The sequence below is a fragment of the Stenotrophomonas sp. GD03654 genome, from assembly GCF_029845105.1.
Classification (GTDB): Bacteria; Pseudomonadota; Gammaproteobacteria; order Xanthomonadales; family Xanthomonadaceae; genus Stenotrophomonas; species Stenotrophomonas africana.
This window is the reverse complement of record NZ_JAOCLC010000001.1, coordinates 18,530-42,364: the sequence shown is the minus strand read 5'-3', so window position 1 is coordinate 42,364 and position 23,835 is coordinate 18,530. Positions and strand designations below refer to the sequence as shown.

Below are 23,835 nucleotides of genomic sequence, written 5' to 3'. Positions count from 1 at the left end.
CTGCACTACGCGGCCTGCGCGGCCTTCCCCTCGAATCCGGCGAAAATTTATTTCCCGCGGCTCAGTGCATCTGTCAGTTTGGCCCGCGCTCTCAGGACGCGACCCTCTATCGTTTTGAGACTGATACCCAGGGCGGAAGCTGCTTCAACCTGGGAAAGGCCGACGAAGGCAGTCAGAACCAGAGCTTCACGCAGGCTCGGGTCGATCGTGTTGAGAACCCTTCTTACTTCTGCGAGCTCAAGCTGAGAACCGGCAACCTGCTCTGGCCCGGCCTGCTCGGAATGCAGGGCGCGTCCTTCCTCATCATCCAAAGGCTTGGCCCGAAACAGGAAGTGGCGGACGCGTCGAAACCGTTGCGTATCACGAACCTTGTTGATTCCAATACGCATCAGCCAAGGAAGTACCGAGCGCGTCGGATCGTACTCTGACAGGCCTCGCCAAGCGGCAACGAATGTCTCCTGCACGACATCATCGACGTCGGTTTCGGGCAGACCCATGCCTCGAACCATCTGCTTGATTGCTGGCGAGTGACGGCGGACCAGGCGAGCGAAGGCCTCAGCATCACCCGCCGCAGCTTCAACTGCCCAGTTGTTGTCGTCCTCGATGGTCACAACGTTTGTGGGGCTCAGGGAGAGTCGGTGCGAAGTGCTTCAAGGAGTGCCTTGTCGTAGGCCGGCCGGTGCTCGGGTTTCAAGCCCTCGCGCATCTCGAACACATGCTCGAGCGTGATGCGCTGGAGATCGCCCGCAGCCCGCTCCACCTCACGACTTGCACGTTCCACCTGGGGGTTCCATTTGGGGTCAGCCGCGATGGCGTCCGCCAGCTGGCGGTTGGCAATCCGCAGGCGCGCTTCGATCTCACCTCGCCTTGTTGCGAACAGCTGTTCCTTGGCCTGGAGGATCTGCTTCTCCGAGTCGTCCAGAGGCACCACGGCGTGAAGGCGTTCATGGAGATCGCTGTGCCCAGGATTGAGCGAGTGCCAGATCCAGCCGATAGCCAGCGCGCACACTACGCCAATGATGGCGCCAGCGATTGTTGCCAGCGGCAGCCTCATGAGGGGTCCGATTGCCATCAGCGTTCCACCAGTAGAGCGTATGGGGACATGGAAGCTGGGGCCGCGACCCATGTCGGGCGCGAGGGTGCCTGGGTGACAAAGAAGGCGGAGCCTACTCCTCCGCAGGTAAGCACCGCCGCGAGCGCCGCGCATGCGAGTGCCCGGCGGAACTCTCGCTTACCGGCCCATTGCGAAGGGGAAGCTTCCTGGGACAGGCGTCGGACCAGGCTATCGGTGGCCCGATCATGGCCGTCTGGCCTTGTAGCTGCCGAGGCTCTGGACAGCCAATCGTCTAGATCATTCATGTGGAGATCTCCTCATCCTTCCCTACTTATACGCCTGCCGTGGGGAGATCCCCTCAAACCTCTGATTGCTGACCTCCCCGCGGGTTCTCAGATTCACCGATGAGCACCGGGGCGAAGCTGATCCGGCACTGGGAGGTTCACAGGTCTGGACGTGATTAGTGCCGTGTCAAGAGTTCAGAACGGATGCTTCAGCGCACACGGTTCTAGAGCATCCGAGAAGCCCAGTGAAGAAGGAAGCGCTCTTGCTCCGCCGTTTCCACGGCTCCGGGACGAGCACTCCGAACTCTGGCCATAGCTTCTTCAGCGCTTAGGCATGATCTGCTCTCGAGCAGTAGCATCGAAGCCACGGTGCCCGCTCTGCCAAGCCCTCCTTTGCAATGAACGACTACTTTGTCACCGCGGAGCAAATCGTCAGTGAGGACGGGGCCTAGTCGTGTCCACTCGTCCAAGAACTGAGGATCCGGCGCTTCTCCATCACGAATCGGAAGACCATGCCAGTGCAGGCCATGAGCGCGCGCGCGTTCGGGTAGCGACCCTATCCCGAGATCGTCGAACTCCCACGGTTCAATCAAGGAAAGCAGATGGCGACATCCCCAAGCTGAGACGGACGCTAGATCGAGCTCGAGATCTCTACACCACGAGCCCGTCATTGCAACTTTCTGATGCTTACCGGGGGCAAAGGTAACGCCTATGGTTCCTCCGTTGGCACCGACGGAAAGTCCCGCAATCTGCAACGGATGAGACAAGCTAGTTCTGTGCACAGAATCCTCGAGTATTGGGGGCTGGCGGTGTCTCACTGCGGCGTCCGAAGATTGCATCCACGGCACACTCCATCCACTAAGGCCGCGCCTTGGGCTTTGTGCTGCCTGGATTGAGGCGCTCCTCAAGACGCTGGATCACCAGCTGCAGCCCCTCGTCTCCATCAGAATATGGTGCAGCGCAGAGAGGGGCTTCAATCCAGAGGAAGTGTTGGCCGGGATGCACGTAGGCCCCGTGATCATCCAGCAACAGTGCCTCGCCAAGTTCTGCCGAAACGAATCGAAGGTCCTTCGTCGGACCGTCCCATTCGATGTATGGGAGATGTTGAGACCATTCGGGAGCGCGTCCCTCCAGCACCAAGAGGGATGTAATCTCTGCAACAACCTTTTGGGGTACAGAGGTGAACATGACGATCCGATTGAAGGTGCTGCTGGCATAGTTTAGGAACTCCATCAGGCCGGGTCGGGGTATTTGACTGACGGCATTGGAGATAAGTGTTCCCTCAAGGTCCAGTGCAAGAATGATTGGACGCATCTATCAAGTCTCGTGATTCTTGGTTCAGCTGAGCCAGGGAAGTGGGTAATCGAGGGCCTCTGTTTTGACTAGATTTCGCCCAAGGATGGAGCTGCAAGCCAGTAGTCATCGCCTATCTTCAGTATGCTTTCCAGCGCTACATCGATCATCAGTGGTCGTCGCCAACCTGTGTCAGGAAGGAAGCAATAGTCGGTTCTTCGAAGTTCACCCGCGGCCGCCTTTACTACCAGCCAGCGCGTCCTCCTTCGCATCTCTCGGGAAAGCACTTCTAGTGCGGCGTCCTCGTTGCCACCGCTACTAAGGAACTGGCTCGCTGCTCCCCTTACAGATGACCAGAGCACGTATCGTTTCCGCCCCAGGCTCAGACGAGTCCACTCCTCATCCTGACTTCTCAGGATTTCATCTACGCGGTGCACTCCGATACGGTGACGGCGCAGCAATGATGTGAGATAGGCGCTTGCCTCTCGATCCGCTAGCTGGCGCCAGATCCAAAGTCTTGCGTGTTTATCAAGCGTCGGGCGCCAAGCATCAAGCATCCCCTTGAGCGCTGCATCAAGGTCATCAGGAAGAATCAGGTCATCGACGTAGGACCAACTGACCGGTTCGTAGAGAGAGCGCTTAACGGCTCCGTTGCCTGAACTGGAACCGGTCACAACACCTGCGCTTTTTAGGAATTGCAGGAGTTGCTGGGCGACAGCAGGGTCTGAGGAAACGGGCGCGCTAACGGAAGTGGAGCGTTCAAGCGCACACCAGGCGCAGGTGTAGAAAGGACCAAGCGATACGACAAGTGAGTCGAGCTCGGGCCACGAAGGAAGGAGGGTCTGTTGGCTACGGCCATAGATCACTCGATCCCCGGCAAATTAACCAGTCCGGATGCTACCAAGGCGGCACGATGTCGTCTACATGATTTTCATGTATGCCGTGCCCCGGTCATAGATTTCCATCCGCTCCTTGAGGCGGACCGGATGGCTACGAAGACGATCTATCAGAACCCGTACCTCCGTTTGGTCGGAAAGCTTCGGGAGCATCGGGAGATCTTGGGCATCAGTCAGACTCAGCTTGCTGCCCATCTGGGGTGGCCCCAACAGCGCATTTCTTCAATAGAGTCTGGATCACGTCGTCTAGACGTTCTCGAATTCTGCCAAATGGCATCTGCGCTGGGTGTCTCTCCAGCTGAGGTGTCTGATCTGATCTGCAAGGCTCTAAAGGCAGTGCGAGTCTCGAGGATCAATTGACAAGGCTCACATAAGTCGAAAGTCTTATTTCAAGCATAAGTAATTGATTTATATGCTTTAAATAAGTTTTCCGTTGTTATTTAGTCCTTTTGCTACATGGATCAGTAGAAGACCTTCCCGCGGAGCGGGCCCGCGCTGGCCGCCGTCGTGTCGAGGCCCGAGCAGCCCTCGAGCTGGGATTGCGTCTGGGTGATCTGTTGCTACTGCCAGGAATGGCAGTGCTTTCTCACATCCTGCTCTATGGCGCAGGCGCACCGGACTCGTCCCAGCGAATCGTGTTCGGGGCGGTGATCCTCAGCGCCATCGTCTGCTTTTCGGTAGCGCCGGTCTATCGCAACTGGCGTATCAGAGGCCTCCTGGCAGATCTCTGGCTGCTGCTGTTGGCTTGGTCGTCCACTTTCGCTCTGTTCTCGATCTATGTGGTAATCGTCGGGGTGGCCGACGCGGTTCCCTCCAGCTGGCTGGTGGGGTGGTACGCGTTCGGGCTGGCTGCGATGACCCTGTTGCGTGTACTGCTGAGGGTGCAGCTTCACCGCCTGCGTTCGCGCGGGATGGATCGTGAGCGCATCCTGCTGGTCGGGCTGCGTGCGCCAGCGCTGAAGCTGCATCGCCTTCTGCGTGGCAAGCCGGAGCTTGGCAAGGAGGTCGTTGGCTACTTCGCCAGTGCGGGTGATATTGCCACCCGGCGCGGTGGCGATGCGCCCTGTCGGCTGGGCGAGCTGACCGAAGTTCCGCAGTACATGGATCAGCACCGGGGCGAATTCGACCAGGTCTGGGTTTCGATGCCGATGGGGCATGCGGCCGCGATCAAGGACATGCTCAAGCAGATCGAGCGCTTTCCTGTGCCGGTGCGCCTGATTCCGGACACTACTGGCCTGGGGGCGCTCAATCCTGGCGTGCATCAGGTGGGCGATGTGCCGATGATCGGCGTGCGCCAGGGCTTGTCGGATCATCGCTTCCGCCTGTTCAAGCGGATCGAGGACATCGTTGTGGCGGGACTGGCGGTGATCCTGTTGGCGCCGCTGTTTGTTCTATTGGCTATCGGCGTGAAGTTGAGTTCGCCGGGGCCGGTATTGTTCCGCCAGAAGCGTCACGGGTTGGGTGGCAAGGAATTCTGGATGCTTAAGTTCCGCTCCATGCGCGTGCATGCTGAAGACGTGGGCCAGATTACCCAGGCGACGCGTGGGGATCCGCGTGTGACGCGGTTTGGTGCCTTCCTGCGACGGAGTAGCCTGGATGAACTGCCGCAGTTCTTCAATGTGCTGGGTGGAAACATGTCGGTGGTGGGGCCCAGACCGCATGCGATCCAGCACAACAACCACTACGAGCGGGTGATCGAACGGTACATGCATCGTCATTATGTCAAGCCCGGGATCACCGGCTGGGCGCAGGTACACGGCCTGCGTGGCGAGACGCCGGAGCTGCGTTCGATGAAAAAGCGCGTGCAATACGACATCGACTACATCAGGCGTTGGAGCCCAACGCTGGATGCTCGCATCATTGTGTTGACGGCATTGAAGGTGCTGGGACAGAAGTCAGCGTACTGAGCTTCTTAGGTTGGAAGTGAGACGTAATTCCACGAATTTGCTGGCGATTTCATCGCTGGTAACGAATTTGTAAGGTATCCTGAGCGGCTGCCGCCGCCCTTTGTATTGCTAGGCGGGTGTGCTGCAAGGAATGCCACAGGATCCGGGTCAGTGTTCAAGAACGTTCTATTTGTATGTGTCGGCAACATTTGCCGCAGTCCCTCCGCAGAAGTGATGCTGCGGCAGGCCGTCGAGGGGAAGGGCATCCAGGTGTCCTCCGCTGGTCTCGGTGCGCTGGTTGGACATGGCATTGATGCTACGGCGCAGGAGTTGCTGGTCGAGCAGGGCATGGATGGCTTGGCTCATCGCGCTCGCCAGATTGATGACGCCATCCTGGGGGCTGCTGATCTGGTGCTGACCATGGAGCGCAAGCACGTGCGCCGCATCGCCGAGATCGCGCCCCAGGCGTCCGGAAAGACCTTCCTGCTTGGCAAATGGCAGCAGGAACGGGAGATTCCCGATCCTTATCGCCAGCAACGCCCGGCATTCGAGCATGTTTACAAGTTGATGGCCGAGGGCGTGGAGAGCTGGGCGCGGCACCTCTGAAGTCCGCTGCGAAGTCCTGTCCTGCAACTCTTTTCCCGCATTGAAGATCCCTAATTCATGACCACTGAAGCCCGTACATCCACACCGGAAGACAGCGACGAGATCGATCTGCGCCAGCTGCTTGGAACCTTGATCGACTACAAGTGGTGGATCGTCGGCATTACCGGGCTGTTCTTCGTGGTTGCGGTGGCCTACGCGTTGCTGGCCACGCCGATCTATCGTGCGGATGCAATCGTCCAGGTTGAATCGAAGGTGCCTTCGTTGCCGGGGCTGTCCGATATCAGCCAGTCGCTGGGCATGGGGACGGGGTCTGCAGAAGCAACCACCGAGATCGCATTGATCACCTCACGTGCAGTGGTGGGCAGTGCGGTCGACGCGCTGAAGCTGGATATCGCCATCGAACCCAATCGATTCCCGCTGCTGGGCGGCTATTTTGCCCGCAAGGCGGAGCGTGCCGATCCGGACGCCTTGGCTGACGTGCGCTTTGGCATGAGCCGTTTCGGCTGGGGCGGCGAGAAGTTGGAGATCTTCCAGCTGGATGTGCCGCGCGCGTTGCTTGCACGACCGATGACTCTGGTCGTCGGCGAGAACAGCGGCTATGAACTGTTCGACGAAGAGGACAATCTGCTGTTGAAGGGGCAGGTTGGCAAGGTCGCCACCGGAAAGGGGGTGACCGCGCAGGTTGCCGAGATGCGAGCGCATCCAGGCATGCGCTTCGAAGTGTCACGCCAGCGCCATCTGACGGTCATCAATGATCTGCAGAAGGACATTGCCGTGAGCGAGTCCGGCAAGGACTCTGGCATCCTCACCTTGGCCTATGAGAGTGCCGACCCGGTCCTGGCGCAGAACTTTCTGCAGCAGGTGGCGCAGGCTTACGTCCGCCAGAATGTCGAACGTAATTCGGCTGAGGCCTCTGCGCAGCTGACCTTCGTCAAGGAGCAGTTGCCGAATGTCCGCAATCAGGTGGATGCTGCGCAGAAGGCGCTGAGTGCCTACCAGACACGTGCCAACTCCGTGGATCTGACCCTGCAGACCAAGGGTCTGCTGGATCAGGAGGTGGCCGTGGAAACCAGCATCCAGCAGCTTCGCCTGCAGCAGGCGGAGATGGACCGCAAGTTCACCCGCGACCATCCGGCCTACCAGGCGCTGATGCGCCAGATCGGCGAGCTTGAGGGACGCAAGAGCAACTTCCAGGGGCAGGTCAAGCAGCTTCCGGAAGCGCAGCAGGAGTTGCTGCGCCTGACCCGCGACCTGCAGGTCAGCAATGAGATGTATACCGGCATGCTGAATCAGGCGCAGCAGCTGGACGTGGCCCGTGCTGGCACCGTTGGCAATGTGCGCATCGTCGATGCTGCCGAAGTCGATGCCACTACGCCGGTCAAGCCGCGCAAGGCCGTGGTGGTGCTGATCGGTACCGTTCTGGGCGCGTTCCTGTCGGTGGCGCTGGTGCTGCTGAAGCAGCTGCTCAATCGCGGCGTGGAAGATCCCTCGCAGATCGAAGAGCTTGGCCTGCCGGTCTATGCCTCGATTCCGGTGAGCTCGCAGCAGCAGACCGATTCGGTGCGCGGTAAGTTCCGCGCCGACGGCAAGCTTCATCTGTTGGCAGTCAAGGATCCGGCTGACCTTGCGATCGAGGCGGTTCGAAGCCTGCGTACCAGCCTGCATTTCGCGCGCCTGGAAGCAAAGAACAACATCGTGCTGATCTCTGGCGCGAGCCCCAACGCCGGCAAGACATTCGTGTCCTCCAACCTCGCGGCGGTGATCGCGCAGGCCGGGCAGCGCGTGCTGATCATCGACGCCGACATGCGCAAGGGAACCCTGCACAAAGCGTTGGGTGCAGCGCAGACCCCGGGCCTGTCTGACCTTCTGGTGGGCAAGGTTGATCGTTCTCAGGTGGTGCGAAGCCTTCCGGGCTTGGACAATCTGAGCTTCATCGCGCGTGGCGACGTTCCGCCGAATCCGTCGGAACTGCTGATGCACGCCAACTTCACCGCGTTGCTGGAAGAGCTGGCACCGCAGTACGACCTGGTCATTGTGGATACGCCGCCGATCCTGGCCGTTACCGATGCTGCGATCATTGCCCATCACGCCGGTACCTGCCTGATGGTGGCGCGCTTTGGCCTCAACCAGGCGAAGGAGCTGGCGCTCGCCAAGCGCCGCTTTGAACAGAACAACGTGCGCATCAAGGGTGCGATCTTCAACGCGGTACAGCGTCGCGCTACGGGCTATTACAGCTACGGGTACTACGAGTACAAGTCGAGCAATTGATTGGTGTTGATACATCCGTCCCTCGGTTTTGTGCGATGTCATCAGGCCAGCTATTCCTGGTACGGGAGCGATGAGATGGCGGCGGCATGAAAAAGGCTGTCTATTCGCTGCTCTACAATCTCGTGGTCGCGGCGTTCCCCTTGGTTGCACTGCCACTGGCAATCAGCCGGACATCGCTGGCTGATTATGGGTCTTACCTGGGTGCATTCCTTGCCTACACTGTTTCGCTCACTGTTTCCATAACTGCATTCTCGGCATTTGCCGGCCGCGCCTATGTGCATGCTCAGGAGACTGGAGGGGTCCGCTCAGTATTTCGCTCTCTCCTTGCGGCTCAGTTGATACTTGTCTGCGGTGCTCTGGTGGTCTATTGCGCTCTACTGCTTGTTATGTCGACAGGGCGTATCGTCGGGGCGTGGCCGCTGTCATTGGCGCTCGCAAGCTCTTGCTTGAACGTTGATTGGTACTTCTATGCGGTGCACGACTATAGATCCATCTTGATTCGTAATACGGTTGTGCGGGGAGTGGGCCTGGCGATGATCTACCTTCTCGTAATCGGAGAGGGTGCGATTAGTCGATTTGCCATCATCATGGCTGGGATTCTCATCGCTTCGAATGTGATGGGCTTCGTAATCGCGTGGCGTCGTCAGCAAAGCTGGATGGCGGAGCAGGTGTGGCTTACCGGCGCATGGAATCAGATCGTCCAGGCTAGGCACTTGCTTATGAGTGGAAGTGTTGCAGCGTCTTATCAGCAGTTGGATCAGGTGATCGTCAAGGCCGCTCTTGGTGAAGTTGCCGTTGCGAAGCTTAATATCCTCAAGCAGGTCGTCTACATGGCTTGCGCAGTTACCAATGCGTACTGTCGATATCAAACTCCTAATGGAATTCGATCCGTCCTTAGGGGGTCTTCTGGCGAGCAGTTCCGCCGAAGTCTGCTCGGGTTCTTGGTCATCATGGCTGTGATGGGTGGGATTGGAATCATGTTTGGGGCGGGAGTTCTAAATCTTCTTTCCGCTGCTGCCGGTGCGTTCACTCTGGTTGATGTGCTGTTGGTAGCAGCCAGTGCGGGGTTCATTTCTTGTTCTGTTTTCATTGCTACCCAGGTGAATGTTCCTCTTTCCCTTGAGCGTAATTCGTTGCGAGCGAATTTGATGGTTGCGGTGATCTGCCTCGCGCTGCTTTCGGTTCTGCCAGGGATCTATGGGTATAGGGGGGCGATGCTGGCAGTTGGTGCGGGTGAGTTCATCGGGCTCGTGACTTTAGTAGTCATGAGCTCGAGAGTTGGTGCATGGAGGCGCATAAACAAATGATCACGAATCTGCCTACTTATGTGCTTTCCCTGAAGAGTGCTATTGATCGGCGCAAATCCATCCGGGAGAGGCTGGATGGTGTGGTTTCCTATCAAATATTCGATGCACTCACTCCCGCGGATCTGGGAGAACTCATCGGGGGGCGCGGCAGGCTCACTCCAGGTGAATACTGTTGCGCAATGAGTCATCGAGCGATCGCGGGGCTGGCTGCCGAGCATGATGTGGCCCTTGTGCTTGAAGATGACGCGAATCTGATGGATGAGTTCGTTCCAGTGGTTGCGGAACTCGCCGATCGGATGCGTAGCGGTGCAGAAGACGCGGATATTGTCGTAATTGGTTACTCGAAGATCCCTCAGAGCGATCGGTTTCGGATTGGAATTTTTAATCCAATCTCCCGCGATTGTCGTCTGAATAGCGGTGCGTTTACTGGCAGGCCATTCCGTCAATGGCCATGCGGTGCGGTAGCCTATCTGATCTCACGCCAGGGCGCACAGCGGCTGAGGGCGGCGACCACATCGATCGATGGGGCCGCTGATGACTGGGCTATGTTCAGTAGCAAAGGCATGCTCGTCAGGCACTGCCACCCACTGGTTGTCCTTGAGGACTACAGGGTGCTCGAAAGTGCAATTGAGGGCGAGCGGCAGAACTTCTCAGAGAACAATCCGCTCCTAGATCCAGTTCGCTACCTGCGAGGTTGGGCGCGACGTTGTGGGCTGCTGGTAAGGAGATGGATAGAAAAATGAAGATTCCGTATAGATTCACGGCTAGGGAGGGGTTTCTGCTATTCCTTCTTTATCTGCCACTGTACATTGGAGTCTCATGGGTGGCGGCGGAAAATACGCCGATGCTGCTTGATAATATTATGTATCGAGAGCGTTATGATGCGATTTCGCTTAGCAACCTGCCCTTTGGTGTGGAGGTGGTTTCCGCGCTTTTGATGTACTTGTCGTCGAAGCTTGGGTTTAATTATTTTCAGTTCGTTTTCCTGAAGAGTATATCGTGGCTTTGGGTTATCTACCGGCTTTATGGATTGACCCGTTCTAGGCGTGTGCCTGCCTGTATTCTGCTCGTTTCATTTCTTATTCCGTCCTTTCATGATATCACCACGTTTCTGCTTCGGCAGTCCTTTGCTCTGGAATTCTTCATTCTGGCGGCAACATCAAGATCACGTCTCGCTCGTGCACTCTTTGCGGTCGCAATGCTCTTTAGTCAGATCACATCCATTCTCTGGTTGCCATTTCTGTATTTGAAGCCCGGTCTCTTAGTCCGACGAAAGCTGCTTATGGCTGTACTATTGCTGGCACCTGTAACTATGTTGACGGGATTCAGCCTGGGGTCACAGGTTGTTGAGGCAAGTGGCTCCCTGGTCGGATATGCAGGTATATTTGCGGAGAACATTCAAACTAAAGTTGGCTTCTACAATGGTGGCGGCGGTGGAGTAGCTAGTAGCGAGGTCTCTATAAAAAATATGCTGGCGATGCTTGGCTCGGTCCTCCTTCTTGCTCTCGCGGGGCCGAGGTTGCTTGGACAGATTCCGCAGGCGATTCTTAGAGTTATTGATATTCAGATTCTCGCGGCTATTTTATTCTTCCTCATGTTTGGCAACTTGATTCTCTCAAATCGACTTGGCTATGCGGCATACTTCATCGCCGGTCTGTTTGCTGCACTCTCCATTTTTGCCTATTGGCCCAAAGTGCGTAACTACATCGTGGCGCTGAGTGGAGGGGCGCGATGAGAGTTCTTCACGTCGCTGATTGCTACGCGGGTGGTGTAAGTCGGGCTATTGAGTCGATTGCGGGCTTACTCCCCGAGCATGAGCATTTTCTTGCTTTCGACGGCGAGGAGTCTCCTACGGCTAGCTCTGGCTTTGCAGGGGCTGAACAATTGCGTGGAGGGAAGTGCGCGAAAGTGATTCAGCTTTCGAGGGTTGCTCGGAAGTACATGCCAGACGTCATTCACGCGCATTCGAGCTGGGCAGGAATGTTTGCCCGAATTATTCCAATGCCGGCGCCGGTTGTATATCAACCCCATTGTTTCGTTTTTGACGACCCCTACCGTGGCCGAGCTTCGAAGGCAGTATTTAGGGTTGCCGAGCGTATTCTGAGCAGATCTTCCAAGGTTGTTCTAACATTGACCAATCATGAAGTTCGCCTCGCTAAATCTGCCGGCTTGAAGGGGCAGCTCGTCAATCTTCCGAATGTACCGACGATTGCTGATTCACTGCACGCTCCAACTGAGCGAACGGATTCCATACCGTTTACCGTTTCTATGGTTGGTAGGCTTGCGCGCCAGAAGGATCCGTTGTTCTTTGCCGAAGTTGCTGATGCGTTGCGGAACGATCAGCGGTTCAAGTTTGTCTGGATCGGAGACGGGGATCTGGATTACCGGCGGCGACTGGAGGGCCTTGGTGTTCGTGTTACGGGTTGGCTGGGACCCGACCGACTTTTTGATGAGTTGAAATCATCTTCAGTATATCTTCATAGTGCGGCCTACGAGGGCTATCCCTTGAGTGTGCTGGATGCAGCTGCGCTCGGCTGCGCAATCATTGTTCGCAAGATACCCGCTTTTGAGGATGATCAGTTTTTAGCGGTGGATCGGACTGGCGACGCTGTACAACTATTGCTGGGGCTCGCGGAGGATCCCGCACAGATTGCGGGGTTGAGGCGTGCCAACTCAGAGTTGCTGGCGCGAATGAACAGGGCGGAACAGAGGAAGGTTCTGCTTAATACATATAGGAGTCTGGTCGAATGAAAGTTTACTTCCCGGGACGCATTCTGGAGCGCCACGTAGGCGGGAATACCACCTACACCCGAAAAGTCGCGGAAGGTTTGACTTTACAAGGCGTTGAGGTTGGAGTACTTCCGTACTCTAAAAGTCCCGTCCTCACAATGGCAAAGGAATCCCTTGCTCCATTAATTCTGGCGCGGGTTGGGGCAGTCATTCACTATTCGGCCGATACCGGGCCTCTATTCAAAGTGAGCCGTATTCCGTCAGTCGTTACGGTACATGGGGTTGCCAGTCGCTGGATATCAACTGCAAGGACTGCTCGCCAAGAAGCCGTCTGGCGTGCGCGCGTGAAGCGTGCGATCTCGAGTACGAATAGGGTTATTACAGTGTCGAGGTCGAGTGCGGATGATGTAAGCGAAGTCTTCGGAATCGAGCGGGATCGCATTTCGGTGATTCCGCATGGTATTGATGTGGCCAAGTTTTCTAGTCCGCGAGATCTTTCTGACTCCCTGCAAGCAATGATTCCGGCGGAGTTCATTTTGTACGTTGGGAACATAGAGCCCAGAAAGAATCTCCAGCCGCTTCTGGAGGCGGTTGAGTCTGCCGAGTTCAAAAAGTTGGGGTTGCCTCTGGTTGTCGCGGGAAAGCCTGCGTGGAACTTCGATACATTGATGAAGCAGATAGGCGCCGCGAAGAATGTAATTCACGTGGGGTTTGTCAGTGAAGAAGACAAGATCGCTCTTATGCAGCGTGCGCAGCTATTCGTGTTTCCAAGTCTTTACGAGGGTTTTGGGTTTCCTGTTCTTGAGGCAATGGCGAGCGGTACAGCCGTGCTCACGTCTGAACGTGGATCGCTGAAAGAAGTTGGTGGGCCAAGCTTGAAACTGCCCGATGATACTCTCGGGCGGGATTGTATACTTCAAGGATTGACAGAGGCACTTTCAAATGGAGACCAATTGAAACGATGTGCGAAGGATGGTGTCGGCTGGGCATCACGCTTCAGCTGGGACGCAAGCGTTGCAGCGCATATGGATATCTATAGGGAGTTGATTAAATGAAGAGTGTCCTGATCCTGCACGCTTACAGTGCCGAAAACCTGGGTGATGGCCTGCTTGTAGCTGAAACTCTCAAGGCGGTTAGAGCTGCATTCGACGATGAAGCGATCGAGGCAGTGGTCTTGGCGAGTTACCCCGAGTCCTTCGAGTCGATTCCTGGTGTTCGCTTCGTTAGATCGAAGCCGGGTCGCTTCGGCTATCCGAGTGAGTATCTTCATGCTCTTTGGTCAATGGACCGCTTTGATGCGATTGTCGCCGTTGGTGGGGGGTATCTCCGGGCAAAATCAATGAAGGAGGCGTTGAAGACTGCGTTGGTGCACGGTCCCCAGTTGCTTGCAGCTGCCTGGCGAGCACCGAGGAGGGCGGTATATCTGCCTCAAAGTATTGGTCCTGCACATTTCGGTTCTCGGCTGATTCTTCGCGGGGTCCTTCGACGAATGCAGAAGGTTTTTCTTCGGGATGACCGCAGTATTAAGGAAATGGGCCTGCCAAATGCTCTTCGCGCTGCAGATCTGGCAGCCGGTCGTATGTCTGAGCGTGGAGTGAGCCTGGCAGTCGCTGATGTGCCTGTTCTTTCCGTACGCCATGTCAATGGTCGCTTGCCTGGAGGATTGCTACCTCTTGCGAATTCGATCGGCACCTATGACAGCTATATTCAAAGTACGGTGAGGAGTAATGATGACCGACCGGCGACGAGTGAGCTTACTTATCGCAGATTGATTCCTCGTCCGGAGATGATGGGTAGTGCTGCAGAGCCGCGCGTGGTTGTGGCCGTGCGTCTGCATGCGGCATTGATGGCCTTGGCTGCGGGTCACTATGTAGTGCACCTTGCCTACGAAAGAAAGGGTTTTGGTGCATTTGGAGATCTCGATATCCCCGAGTTTGTCCACAACGTGAATTCGTTTGATCAGGAAAAGGTCCTTGCCCAGGTTCACCTTTTGCTGGGGAGTCAAGCGGCCCGTGCTGAGTACAATGACAGGCTTCGTCATTCCATGATCAAGCTAAGCGGCTGTCGCGAGCTACTGCATTCGGCAATACGAGACGGCTCGAGCAACGCCGCTTGATTTGTCAAATTTCACGCCGCGTCGATGCGTCCTCAGGACGGTTGCCTTGATGGTAATCAGATCTGCGCCTGGGGGGTTGTCCCGGGTCCTGAACTGCGCACATTGATCGCGTCGCTCTGCCGTGATGAGTTAATCGCCGATTTTTTCAATGCTGTCATAGAAGAAGTCTGGATCTCGCTCCGAAGTTAGTTGGTACAACGCGTAGCTCCGGCTCAGGCGCGCGCCACCATCCCGATACAGCGGATTCCAAGCGAACGTCGCACGCGCGCGGGTTGAGCGTGGCAGCAGGAAGTCGAAGGGGATCGAGATGAAGATGCCCTTGTCGAAACTGCCTTCGCCAAAGTCCTTGGATGAAACATCGGTCTTGGTGGCGTATGCGCCCATGTTGACGCCATTGTCGAAAGCGCGCGCGACCGAGACCGTGGCGCCCCAGTCCTTTGCCAGGTAGCGACCGGCGCTGATCATGCTGGTGATCTTGTGCTCATCGCCCCACTGATAATAGAAGCTGGCGTGGCCGGTGGTGTTGCTGTAGTCGCGGAAGCTGAAGCGTTGATCGAAATCGCGCTGCTTCACCCAGTTTAGCTCGGCACCCACGGCCCAGCGCTCATTGAGGGGGCGGTAGAGGATCTCACCACCCACACCGCCGTACATGGCCTCGAACAGGCCGGCGTAGGCCGAACCATACAGGTCCTTGCCCAGCTGATGATTGCTGGTGAGCTGCAGGTTGGTCAGAGTCAGGTCTTCCGTTGTCAGGTACTTGCGGATGTTGGTGCGGACCCGGGGCAGGTTGCTTGGCGCGTCGTAGCGGAAGCGGTCGTAGTTGTTGTATGCGTTGTAGCTGGCCGTTCCACTCAGCCAGGTATTCCGCGTGAAGTGGAAGTTGGCCGAGTAGGTGCCTGCGACCTGGAATAGGAAGAAGCCATCCGGTCCACCCAACTGCTGCTGGTATCCAATATTGAACGCGCCATCGTAGCGCCGAAGTGGCGCCGCATAAAGGCTCTCACGGCGCCGCTGCGCAGGTGCTGCCTGCTCGATGTGGCCGGCCAGTTCGCTCAGCGGGGTACGATTGTCGAGGTAGCTGTTGAAGGTGCTGCGCTCGATGCTGCTTTCCACGACAGGTACGCCCAAGCGGGTATTCTCGATCGTGAACCAGGTGGTATCGGATGGCAGTTCGGAATCCAGGATGCGCGCCGCACGGCCAACTCCCTGCGCCGGGTAGTAGAACCGGCGCTGTTCGCCGCTGACGATGACTTCCGATCCACGTCGGCTGATGCCCGTGACACGAAGGCCGGCGTTCTCTTCCAGGGTCCGGCTCAAGGCGGGCCAGTCGATGTCATCGATTGACTGCGCAGAGGGTGCCGCGGATGCTCGTGCAACTGGGGGCGGATCCAGCAGCTTGGGCGTGGATTTCGCTCGTGCCACATTGCCGCGCAGGGTAATGCCGAACATGGCTGTGTCGCCGCGCTCCCAGCCAAGATGCAGTTGCACGTTGGGATTCACGGCATAGCTTGCGCCCAGGTTGATCGGGCTCTTCTGCGTTTGATTGTTGTTCTGTGGTTCGCGCTTGTAGTCGTTGCCATCGTACTCAAGCTTCAGCTGTAGGGGTTCCCAGGGGGTCTGGTAGGCGATGCCGCCGAAAATGCCGACTGGTCCCTGGAACATTCCCTTGCTATTGAAGTTTCCTGTGCCCTTGACGCGGGGCCGCTCTTCAAATCGATCACTGATCAGCCTCAGGGGATTTGAAAAGTCGCCGCGATTGCCAATGTAGCCTGTGGCTAGGCCAACGCTGGCGTCGATCGGCCCGAACCGCTTGCTTGCAACCAGGTATTCGCTGGAAAACAAGCCCGTTCCGCCGATATCGCGGAAGCCTGCGGAGATCTCAGGCGCCCATCGACTTTCCTGCCACAGCCGAACCTTCAGGTCGATCGATTTGTCCTTGTAGTTCTGCTTGCCGCTCAGCCATTCTGGGCCATAGCGTCGGTTCGCTACCGATACATAGCGGAATGCACCTTCGACCCAGGGCAGGGGTTGCATCACCACGTTGTAGCGACTGTAGGGAGAGGTATGGCTCGCGGTGAAGCTTACCTCGCCGTCGTCGGCCATGCGTGCGGTGGGGGTCTGCAGCAGGCCAACGCCGCCCCAATCGCTGGCGATGGGGGCAGGGGCTGTTTGTGCGTGTAATACAGCGCTGATGCTCAGGCTGAGAAGGGCAACGCTGGCACGTGCTAGTGGCATGGAGCGATGGCGCATCAGTATGAAACTCCGGGTGCATCCAGCACCTGGGTGGCAAGGAAGCGCGCGGCATCCTCGTTGACATCGGGGGCAATCGTGCGGATCTTGGCGGCGTCCAGCGGCACGTAAATCACCGCCCCAGGAGCGAGGTGCACGGGCGTGCTGCGGTTCCACAGGGCCACGCCGAGTTGCTGCACTTTGCCGTCGGGCTGGATGACGTAGAGATCATCTCGGCTCGCCGCTGGCAACAAGGCACACGCGTTGCGGTAGCTTCGTGCGTCGAGTGTGGCTTGATGCTGCAGCTTGCAAGGCTGTACCACTGCGCCAACAACCTGCACGGTTTCGGGTCGGCCAGGGTAGACGACGCGGTCGCCCGCCAGCGCGGGCCGATTCTCCGATGCACTGGCTTCCAGGCGCCGCGGATCAAGGAGCTGCGGTTCGCGCCCGGTCACTGGCAGATCACCGAGCTCGCGCGCCAGCTGTGCGGCCGCGTCGGCAAGTTCCGGGGCGTCCTGCTGAGAGGCGAGCGTTTCAAGATCGAAGAGCAGGCCCGCTTTGAGGCGGGTCTGTGGCGTCAGTGCACGTTGCCGAAGAAGCGCGGCGCCCAGCATATAGGCTTCTTCTTCCGGCGCTGCAGCGAGTGCGGCTGCGCTGAGGCGGGCCTCGGCGGGAAGCGTGTGCATGCCGGGATTGCGAACATGGCCGACCGCTTCGACGCCAATCGGCGATGAGGCGTGCGCATGGGAGGCCAGCGCCAGTGCCAGCCCAAGGGTGATCGGTCGCAGTGTCATCGGTTCTGCAGGTCCTGCGAGTAGGGCTTGAGCTGGACAACTTCAAGGCTGGTGTCGGGTGCGATGGCCTGGATGCTCTTCCAGATGAACCCGTTGGCAGGATCGACCCAGTAGTGGTTGTCGCGCTTCCAGCCGTCGCCCTGAAGCCGCTCCCGCACGTGCAACAGCTCGCGCTCGCTCTCCAGGATATGGACCTTCTCTTTGCCCAGGGTGGTCAGAGTGCCGGTGACGCTCATTCCATACCGGTAATCAGGCATGACGTCGTAACGGCGCTGCACGGTCGTGCCGTCTACTACCCGGTGCAGCGCGTGGAAGGGGGAGTCCCCGTCGAGCGTCATGTCCTGCAGTTCCGGGCTGCTGCCGTGGGTTCCGACGACGACACCATCGCTGAGGAAGACGATGCTTCGCTCGGAGCTGTACCAGGCCTGGCGGCCGGAGTCGATGTTGCCAAGCACCAGGACGGCGCCGCCTGCCGGACCGGTGACCTTGATCTGCGGGAATCGATTGGCGGCCACCTCGGCGGCCGTGGGCTCCACGTCGGGCTTGCCCTGCAGCGCCATCTGGACCGACTTGACGCTGGTCTTGCCCACAACGCCGCAACTGGTTGCGGTGATGAGTACTAGCAAGGCCAGCGCCACGGGGCGCTGGCGGTTTGCGTGTCGGGTGGCGGCCTGAGCGATCCTGCTCATGGTGCGGGCCACCTTACTTGTCCAGGTCGCTGCGCGCGCTGGCGGCGTTGCTGATGATGGAGGTGAACGGCAGCAGCTGGTTCACGAACCGGCTCCAGCGGGTCACGCCAGCGGCGCCGACGAACACGACATCGCCGGGCTGCAGGTCGAACTGGCTGGCCACGGCAAATGCGGTCGGTGACTTGGCTTCCAGATGGAACACCTGCGACGGAGTGCTCTGCAGGTCGTTCGAGCCGCGGATCACGTAGACAGCGTTGCCATTCGACGTGGTCTGCAGCAGGCCGCGCGCACGTCCAAGGGCCTGGCTCAGGGAGATTTCGCCGGTCTTGAAGTTCATTGCACCCGGCTGATTGACCTCGCCAACCACGAATACTTCCTTGTGGTCGAGATAGGGCACGTAGATGTGATCGCCGGACTTGAGGAACACATTGGTGTCACCGCCGCCGCTGCGACCCAGCCGATCGAGATCGATGGTGTAGGTGGTGCCATCACGTGTCAGGCGAATGCCGGAGAGGTCGGCCTGTGCCGGGTCAAGGCCTGCCTGGCTGATGGCATCGCCCATCGTCAGCGGCGTTACCGTCAGCGGAACGGTGGCGGCCTGGCGCGAGGCGCCGGTGACCCAGACGCGCTGGCTGGCATAGGTCAACATGGAGACGTCCACCTGCGGCGCTTCGATGTAGCGTGCCAGCTTGGTGGAGATCTCTTCACGCAGTTCGCCGGGCGTCTTGCCCGTTGCGGTGATCTTGCCGATGTAGGGATAGAACAGCGTTCCGTCGGACTGCACGAGGCGGCCTGCGGCGTTCAGCTGCTGCTGCGGGCCCGCTGGCACGGTCAGTTCGGGGTGATCCCAGACCGTGATATAGAGAATGTCGCCGGCACCGATGCGGTAGGGGCCCGGCTGATACTGGGTCAGGGCAGCGGGCAGTGCCGCGACATCGCGGGTGGCGCGCTCCATGGCGATCAACTTGGGCGTGATCGGAATCAGTTCGATCTGGTCGTTGCCAATGGGCTGATCATCGCGAGCGAAGGTGCTCGAGCGAAGATGCTGGCCTGGCGCCCACATGCAGCCGGTCAGGGTGAGTGCCACCGTCATTGTGGCTACGAAACGCTTGCAGTCCATCGAAATCTGTTCCTGGCCCGATCGGGCATGAAAAAGCCCTCGCCGAACGTCGCCCGGCGAGGGCGGGGTTACTGCTTCGGCGGACCGATCAGTTGGTGCCGGTGGTGCCGGTGGTGCCGGTCGTACCGGTGGTGCCGGTCGGCGGGTTGGTGGTGCCGGTACCGCCGTTGTTGCCCGCGTCGTCCTTGCTGCTGTCCGCAGCAACGCTGTACAGCACGCCAGCAGCGGCAATGCCCAGGCCCACGGTAGCGACCGTGGTCAGGGTGCCGGTGGCGGCAGCGCCAGCAGCTTCAGCACCAGCAACTTCGGCGCTGGTTTCGGCGGCGACAGGAGCTTCCTGGGCGAACACCGGCGAGGACAGGCCCAGCAGGGCCAGGGCGGCAATCATCTTCTTCATCTACGGGGTCTCCTACTCCGTGAGGGAAATTTTTCCACCGCTATGTTGGCTGCTATTCATTTGCTCTGTCAAGGAACGTGAAGAAATTGTGCAGTCGCGTTGGCGGTTCTCAGAAATGCTGGAAGATCTCGGCCCTGCCAGAGATGAGCTTTGCCAGCGCGATGACGAGTTGGTGCGTGTGGACATCGGGCAAGGCGAGGGGCAGGACCATTCCCGCGAGTACGGCAGCAGCGGCTGCCACTGCGTTAGGACGAGACGAGGGGCCCGCGGTGTGCATTGCCCACGTGCTGCAGCCCAGTCCAAGCATCAGCCCGGCAATGACCTCCGAAAGGCTATGCGCATGCAACGGGATTCGTGACCAGGCAATGGCGGTGGCCAGCAGCACGCCGATGACCAGGCCGATTCTCCGGGGGAGCTTGCTGGTCCCCGCCAGCAGCGCGCCAACGACCGGATAGATGACGCTGGACATCGCGGCGTGCCCGGAGAAGCCGGTGAAGTGCACGCTCTTGATGCCAATCCCCCAGCCCATGAAGGCCAGCTTCGAAGCAAGCGTGACGCCGGCGGTGACGGCGATGGCCAGCAGCCATCGCCATTTCAGGCGTGCGTCTGCGCGGGGCAGGGTGATCAGCAGCACCAGGGCCATCGGCAGCAGCCAGCGGCTGTCGCCGAGGGCGGAGAGGGTTCGCCAGACGTCGGACATCCAGTTCACAACGGGTCGCGGCGGGGCAGCATATCCACTTTGTGGGCTGCGCAGAACGACGCCCGCTTGGTCCATTCAGCCAGACGCGGTATCCTTTCCCGCTGCCAATGGCCCCGTAGCTCAGCTGGATAGAGCGTCCCCCTCCTAAGGGGAAGGTCGCCCGTTCGAATCGGGCCGGGGTCACCACCCGCCACCTGCACGGCAACCGCTCGCCGGGCTTCTACAACAACCCCAGCCCCCCCAGCACCGCTGCCACCTCCTCGCGCTCACCGCCCCGCAGCCCCTGCAACGGCAGCGGCAGGCAGTTCTGGCCGCACAGCCCCAGCAGGGCCGCCGCGCAGGCCATGACGCGAATCCCATCAAGCCGGTCATACAAAGACCACACCGGCGCCAGTCGTGCCCACAGGGCCATGGCACCCTTCTCGTGCAGCGTGTCTGCCCAGTGCAAATGGCGCACCATGAGTGTCATGCAACCGAACCTTCGCCCCGTCCAGCCTTCCCACTACGCCGCCGTCGCCCGCTGGTCCGAATCCGCCGAAACCACCCAGCGCTGGGCGGGCCCAGGCGTGCCGTTTCCCTTGCCGCCGGAACGGTTCGCGCAGGTGCTCGAACTCGAGTCGCGGCCGGGCTGGGCGCTGCTGGACGAGCAGGACCTTTGTGTAGGCTTTGGCCAGTACTGGATGACCGACGCCGGCACCGCGCACCTGGGCCGCATCATTGTTTCCCCACTGGCGCGCGGGCGCGGCCTTGGCCGGCTGCTCATGCAGGCCTTGAGTGCACAGGCGCTGCGCGAAGACGGTATCCAGCGGCTCACCCTGCGCGTCTATCGTGACAACACGGCCGCCGTGGCCCTGTACCGCGATCTCGGTTTCCAGCAGGTTGAAGCGTCCTCAACGCCGGAACTTCTGTTCATGCAGCGCAGGTCGGGCTGAATCCCGTTCAAGCCGGTGTGGCGGCCTGCAGGGCACACCATTGCTCCCGGGTGATGCGGCTGATGTGCTCGGTACGGTAATCGCCAAGGAAGCTGTTGAACTTGTTCACTTCGGTATGGTGATGCTGGAAACCGCATTTGCTCTGCGCGGTGAGTGATTGCAGGTTGTCAGCGAAGTAGCCGCACCACAGCGCTTCCAGCTCCAGCTGCATGAATGCATGCCGCATCACTTCGCGCACCGCTTCGGGTACCAAACCGCGGCCCCAGTACGGTACGCCGATCCAGTAGGCGATCTCGCCTTCGCGGTCGCTGATCTCGAAGTTGCTGTCGGCGCCGATCAGGATCCCGACACAGCCGATGGCGCGGCCGTCTTCGCGGTTCTGCAGTGCGTAGACCTCCGGCCGGTTGAAGACGGTGCGGATGATTTCGGTACTTTCCTCGACACTGGTGTGTACCGGCCAACCGGCGATCGGACCCACGCGCGGGTCGAGGGCGTACTCGTACAGATCGGCGGCATCGGTGTCGCGCCAGGGGCGCAGGATCAAGCGTTCGGTGTGCAGCTGCATGTCGATTCCAATGGGAAAAGGAGAGTGCAGAGGCTAGGTCGCCAAGCCCGGCCCACCCAGAGCGGGACCTTGATGATTCCGGTACTTTTCACAACTCGCCGTCAGGCCCGGGTATGCTGGGGCCCGGAATCCAGCCGGAACGGCCCATGGACCGCGTACCCCAGCTTCTGGATCAGGACGAATCCATGCGCATGGAGGTCAGCACGCTGGCCGAAGGGCAGGGCGTCCCGTTGTCGTTCGGTCACGCCTATCTGGCGGCACTGGTATGCGTCTCGGGGCGCGCCCGCTTTGCGCTGAACTTCCGCGAGGTAGCGGTGCAGCGTCATGATGTGCTGGTGTTGGCAGAGGACACGCTGGCACTGCTGCGGCAACGCTCACGCGGCTTCCTGGCGATGGTCTGCCTGATGCCCAAGGCGCTGGCATCGGAGGTGGCCTATGTGTTGCCCAATGCGCTGTTCCAGTTCCTGCACGAGCAGCCGCACTGCAGGCCATCACCGCTGGATGTGCCGTTGCTGCAGGGGTGGCTGCAGCTGATGATGGACGCGCAGCACAACGGTGGACGGCACCGCCATGTGATGCTGCGCAATCTGCTGCAGAGCTTCTTCCTGAAGATGGCCACGTTGCTGCCGAAGCAGAAGAGGGTACCCGCGCAGGTCAGCCGACGCGAGCGCCTGGCCTGGAACTTCTGGGAGCTGGTGGGCCAGCGCAGCACGCGCCAGCGCGACGTGCAGTCCTACGCCGAGGCGCTGTGCATTACCCCGTTCTATCTCTCGCAGCTCACCCGCGAATGCTTCGATGAAACGCCGAAGGCGTTGATCGACCGCCAGGTGGTGCTGGAGATCAAGGCGCTGCTCACGTACAGCGAGTTGCCGATCGGACGCATTGCCGATCGCCTGTGTTTCGAGGATGCGTCGTACCTGTGCAGGTATTTCCGGCGGCATACCGGTCAATCGCTGACCGGCTACCGCCGAGCGGGGCAGGGTGGGACTAGTGCGATACGAACAGCGGCGCCGGCACTTCGGCAAGCAGGTCCTCGGTGACCCCGCCAAGCACGCGCTCCACCACCCGGCTGCGGCTGTAGGGGCCCAGAACCAGCAGATCGGCTTCGGCGTCCAGCACGTGTTGGCGGATGGTCGCGGCGATGCCGCCCTGGCTCGAGTTGATCGCCTGTATTTCCACTTCAACGCCGTGCCGCGCCAGATGCTGGGCCATCTCTGCGCCGGGTGTGGCCTCGGCCTTGGGCGTGTCGACCATCAGCAGGTGCACTGCCTGTGCACGCGCGAGCAATGGCAACGCATCGGCCACCGCGCGACGCGCCTGTTTGCTGGCGTTCCAGGCCACCACGATGCGATGGCCGACCTGATCGCCTTGCCAGTGCGGCGGTACCAGCAGCATCGGCACGCCGGTCTGGCGCAGCGTTCCCAGCGGGTGCCAGCCAGAAGGGGCACCGGGCGTGCGCGGATAGCCGGCGATGATCAGGTCGCAGTACAGCGATTGCAGGGCCAGGTCGGCTCCGCCCAGATAATCCGAAACGATGCGTAGCTCGGTGCTGATCTGCAGTGGTTCGGACAGTGCGCGCAGGTTCTGCATCAACTGTGCGGTACAGGCCGCGTCGGCGCGCGCTTCATGATCGAGCGCTGCGGCGATGCCGGCGCCACGCGCGAAGCCGTTGGCGATGTCGGTGGGATGCTGGGCAGTGGACACTGCGACCAGATGTGCCTGCTGTGCCTGTGCCAGGTGGGAGGCAATGTTCAGTACGCGTTGTCCGGTGTCGCTGGCATCGAACAGCACAGCGATATCGCGCAGTGGATGCAGCATGGCCTTTCTCCTTCGATGCCTGTGACGCGTTCCCTGCCATGCACCGACCCGGGTGCACCGGACGCAGCTCCGTTGTAGCGCATCTTTGATTCGGGTGAATCAATTTTGATTCAGTTTATTAATTGATGATTCATGCTAGCGTGTTCGTACC

26 protein-coding genes and 1 tRNA gene are annotated in these 23,835 nt (G+C 59.5%); 13 read left to right on the top strand and 14 right to left on the bottom strand.

What is annotated here, in order from left to right:
- Positions 1 to 47: 47 nt before the first annotated feature.
- The 5 genes from N5J73_RS00230 to N5J73_RS00210 all read right to left on the bottom strand — a co-directional run bounded on the left by N5J73_RS00230 (position 48) and on the right by N5J73_RS00210 (position 3,497).
- Positions 48 to 611: a sigma-70 family RNA polymerase sigma factor gene (locus N5J73_RS00230; RefSeq protein ID WP_049400889.1), complete on the bottom strand. Its 564-nt coding sequence runs from the start codon at positions 609 to 611 to the stop codon at positions 48 to 50.
- Between the two features lie 14 nt (positions 612 to 625).
- Entirely contained in the window at positions 626 to 1,054 is a 429-nt protein-coding gene (locus tag N5J73_RS00225) for a periplasmic heavy metal sensor (protein WP_087786541.1), read from the bottom strand.
- A gap of 508 nt (positions 1,055 to 1,562) precedes the next feature.
- Positions 1,563 to 2,009, bottom strand: a complete 447-nt coding sequence (locus N5J73_RS00220; RefSeq protein WP_226053690.1) for a cyclin-dependent kinase inhibitor 3 family protein — start codon at positions 2,007 to 2,009, stop codon at positions 1,563 to 1,565.
- 187 nt (positions 2,010 to 2,196) lie between these two features.
- The gene (locus N5J73_RS00215; protein WP_279940468.1) at positions 2,197 to 2,652 is read right to left on the bottom strand and encodes an NIF family HAD-type phosphatase; all 456 of its coding nucleotides are present in this window, start codon (positions 2,650 to 2,652) and stop codon (positions 2,197 to 2,199) included.
- 68 nt (positions 2,653 to 2,720) lie between these two features.
- Positions 2,721 to 3,497 (bottom strand): hypothetical protein, encoded by a 777-nt coding sequence (locus N5J73_RS00210; protein ID WP_125899104.1) that lies wholly within the window; start codon positions 3,495 to 3,497, stop codon positions 2,721 to 2,723.
- 120 nt (positions 3,498 to 3,617) lie between these two features.
- On the opposite strand from N5J73_RS00210, the gene N5J73_RS00205 reads away from it, so the two are divergent.
- From N5J73_RS00205 to N5J73_RS00160, 10 genes are all read left to right on the top strand, one after another.
- The gene (locus N5J73_RS00205) at positions 3,618 to 3,887 is read left to right on the top strand and encodes a helix-turn-helix transcriptional regulator (protein WP_075075810.1); all 270 of its coding nucleotides are present in this window, start codon (positions 3,618 to 3,620) and stop codon (positions 3,885 to 3,887) included.
- Positions 3,888 to 3,976: 89 nt separating this feature from the next.
- On the top strand, positions 3,977 to 5,434 hold the full coding sequence (locus tag N5J73_RS00200; protein ID WP_099589758.1) for an undecaprenyl-phosphate glucose phosphotransferase: 1,458 nt from the start codon (positions 3,977 to 3,979) through the stop codon (positions 5,432 to 5,434).
- Between the two features lie 150 nt (positions 5,435 to 5,584).
- Complete coding sequence (locus N5J73_RS00195) at positions 5,585 to 6,019, top strand: low molecular weight protein-tyrosine-phosphatase (RefSeq protein ID WP_164078613.1); 435 nt, start codon at positions 5,585 to 5,587, stop codon at positions 6,017 to 6,019.
- A 57-nt stretch (positions 6,020 to 6,076) separates the two neighbouring features.
- A complete protein-coding gene (locus tag N5J73_RS00190; protein WP_164078612.1) occupies positions 6,077 to 8,287 on the top strand; it encodes a polysaccharide biosynthesis tyrosine autokinase in 2,211 nt (736 codons plus the stop codon).
- A gap of 86 nt (positions 8,288 to 8,373) precedes the next feature.
- A complete protein-coding gene (locus tag N5J73_RS00185; RefSeq protein ID WP_143994457.1) occupies positions 8,374 to 9,594 on the top strand; it encodes a hypothetical protein in 1,221 nt (406 codons plus the stop codon).
- Positions 9,591 to 10,337 (top strand): glycosyltransferase family 25 protein, encoded by a 747-nt coding sequence (locus N5J73_RS00180; protein WP_164078611.1) that lies wholly within the window; start codon positions 9,591 to 9,593, stop codon positions 10,335 to 10,337. Before N5J73_RS00185 ends, N5J73_RS00180 begins: the two co-directional genes overlap by 4 nt.
- Complete coding sequence (locus N5J73_RS00175) at positions 10,334 to 11,329, top strand: EpsG family protein (RefSeq protein ID WP_143994459.1); 996 nt, start codon at positions 10,334 to 10,336, stop codon at positions 11,327 to 11,329. The genes N5J73_RS00180 and N5J73_RS00175 overlap by 4 nt, the downstream gene beginning before the upstream one ends.
- Positions 11,326 to 12,345 (top strand): glycosyltransferase, encoded by a 1,020-nt coding sequence (locus N5J73_RS00170; protein WP_143994460.1) that lies wholly within the window; start codon positions 11,326 to 11,328, stop codon positions 12,343 to 12,345. Before N5J73_RS00175 ends, N5J73_RS00170 begins: the two co-directional genes overlap by 4 nt.
- The gene (locus N5J73_RS00165) at positions 12,342 to 13,379 is read left to right on the top strand and encodes a glycosyltransferase family 1 protein (protein ID WP_143994461.1); all 1,038 of its coding nucleotides are present in this window, start codon (positions 12,342 to 12,344) and stop codon (positions 13,377 to 13,379) included. The genes N5J73_RS00170 and N5J73_RS00165 overlap by 4 nt, the downstream gene beginning before the upstream one ends.
- Entirely contained in the window at positions 13,376 to 14,440 is a 1,065-nt protein-coding gene (locus N5J73_RS00160; RefSeq protein ID WP_164078610.1) for a polysaccharide pyruvyl transferase family protein, read from the top strand. The genes N5J73_RS00165 and N5J73_RS00160 overlap by 4 nt, the downstream gene beginning before the upstream one ends.
- A 129-nt stretch (positions 14,441 to 14,569) precedes the next feature.
- Here N5J73_RS00160 and N5J73_RS00155 read toward each other — a convergent pair whose 3' ends face one another.
- The 6 genes from N5J73_RS00155 to N5J73_RS00130 form a co-directional block, all read right to left on the bottom strand.
- Positions 14,570 to 16,690, bottom strand: a complete 2,121-nt coding sequence (locus N5J73_RS00155) for a YjbH domain-containing protein (RefSeq protein WP_164078609.1) — start codon at positions 16,688 to 16,690, stop codon at positions 14,570 to 14,572.
- Positions 16,690 to 17,463, bottom strand: coding sequence for a capsule biosynthesis GfcC family protein (locus N5J73_RS00150; RefSeq protein WP_164078608.1), 774 nt, complete (start codon positions 17,461 to 17,463; stop codon positions 16,690 to 16,692). The genes N5J73_RS00155 and N5J73_RS00150 overlap by 1 nt, the downstream gene beginning before the upstream one ends.
- A complete protein-coding gene (locus N5J73_RS00145) occupies positions 17,460 to 18,152 on the bottom strand; it encodes a YjbF family lipoprotein (RefSeq protein ID WP_164078607.1) in 693 nt (230 codons plus the stop codon). The genes N5J73_RS00150 and N5J73_RS00145 overlap by 4 nt, the downstream gene beginning before the upstream one ends.
- A 13-nt stretch (positions 18,153 to 18,165) precedes the next feature.
- Positions 18,166 to 19,272, bottom strand: coding sequence for a polysaccharide biosynthesis/export family protein (locus N5J73_RS00140; RefSeq protein WP_010484747.1), 1,107 nt, complete (start codon positions 19,270 to 19,272; stop codon positions 18,166 to 18,168).
- 88 nt (positions 19,273 to 19,360) lie between these two features.
- On the bottom strand, positions 19,361 to 19,669 hold the full coding sequence (locus tag N5J73_RS00135; RefSeq protein WP_010484749.1) for a hypothetical protein: 309 nt from the start codon (positions 19,667 to 19,669) through the stop codon (positions 19,361 to 19,363).
- Positions 19,670 to 19,778: 109 nt separating this feature from the next.
- Entirely contained in the window at positions 19,779 to 20,369 is a 591-nt protein-coding gene (locus tag N5J73_RS00130; protein WP_010484750.1) for a phosphatase PAP2 family protein, read from the bottom strand.
- Between the two features lie 109 nt (positions 20,370 to 20,478).
- On the opposite strand from N5J73_RS00130, the gene N5J73_RS00125 reads away from it, so the two are divergent.
- A tRNA-Arg gene (locus tag N5J73_RS00125) sits at positions 20,479 to 20,555 on the top strand.
- 34 nt (positions 20,556 to 20,589) lie between these two features.
- Here the strand turns inward: N5J73_RS00125 and N5J73_RS00120 are convergent.
- Positions 20,590 to 20,838 (bottom strand): hypothetical protein, encoded by a 249-nt coding sequence (locus tag N5J73_RS00120; RefSeq protein ID WP_049449158.1) that lies wholly within the window; start codon positions 20,836 to 20,838, stop codon positions 20,590 to 20,592.
- Between N5J73_RS00120 and N5J73_RS00115 the strand changes: the two genes are divergently transcribed.
- Positions 20,837 to 21,301 carry a GNAT family N-acetyltransferase gene (locus N5J73_RS00115; RefSeq protein ID WP_049449156.1) on the top strand — a complete coding sequence of 155 codons (465 nt, stop codon included), beginning with the start codon at positions 20,837 to 20,839 and terminating at the stop codon, positions 21,299 to 21,301. The two genes, N5J73_RS00120 and N5J73_RS00115, sit on opposite strands and share 2 nt — an antisense overlap.
- 7 nt (positions 21,302 to 21,308) lie before the next feature.
- On the opposite strand, the gene N5J73_RS00110 is transcribed toward N5J73_RS00115, so the two are convergent.
- Entirely contained in the window at positions 21,309 to 21,866 is a 558-nt protein-coding gene (locus tag N5J73_RS00110) for a GNAT family N-acetyltransferase (RefSeq protein WP_049449154.1), read from the bottom strand.
- 146 nt (positions 21,867 to 22,012) lie between these two features.
- On the opposite strand from N5J73_RS00110, the gene N5J73_RS00105 reads away from it, so the two are divergent.
- Positions 22,013 to 22,906 carry a helix-turn-helix domain-containing protein gene (locus N5J73_RS00105; protein WP_049449152.1) on the top strand — a complete coding sequence of 298 codons (894 nt, stop codon included), beginning with the start codon at positions 22,013 to 22,015 and terminating at the stop codon, positions 22,904 to 22,906.
- On the opposite strand, the gene N5J73_RS00100 is transcribed toward N5J73_RS00105, so the two are convergent.
- Complete coding sequence (locus tag N5J73_RS00100) at positions 22,854 to 23,684, bottom strand: universal stress protein (protein ID WP_049449151.1); 831 nt, start codon at positions 23,682 to 23,684, stop codon at positions 22,854 to 22,856. The genes N5J73_RS00105 and N5J73_RS00100 overlap by 53 nt on opposite strands.
- Positions 23,685 to 23,835 lie beyond the last annotated feature (151 nt).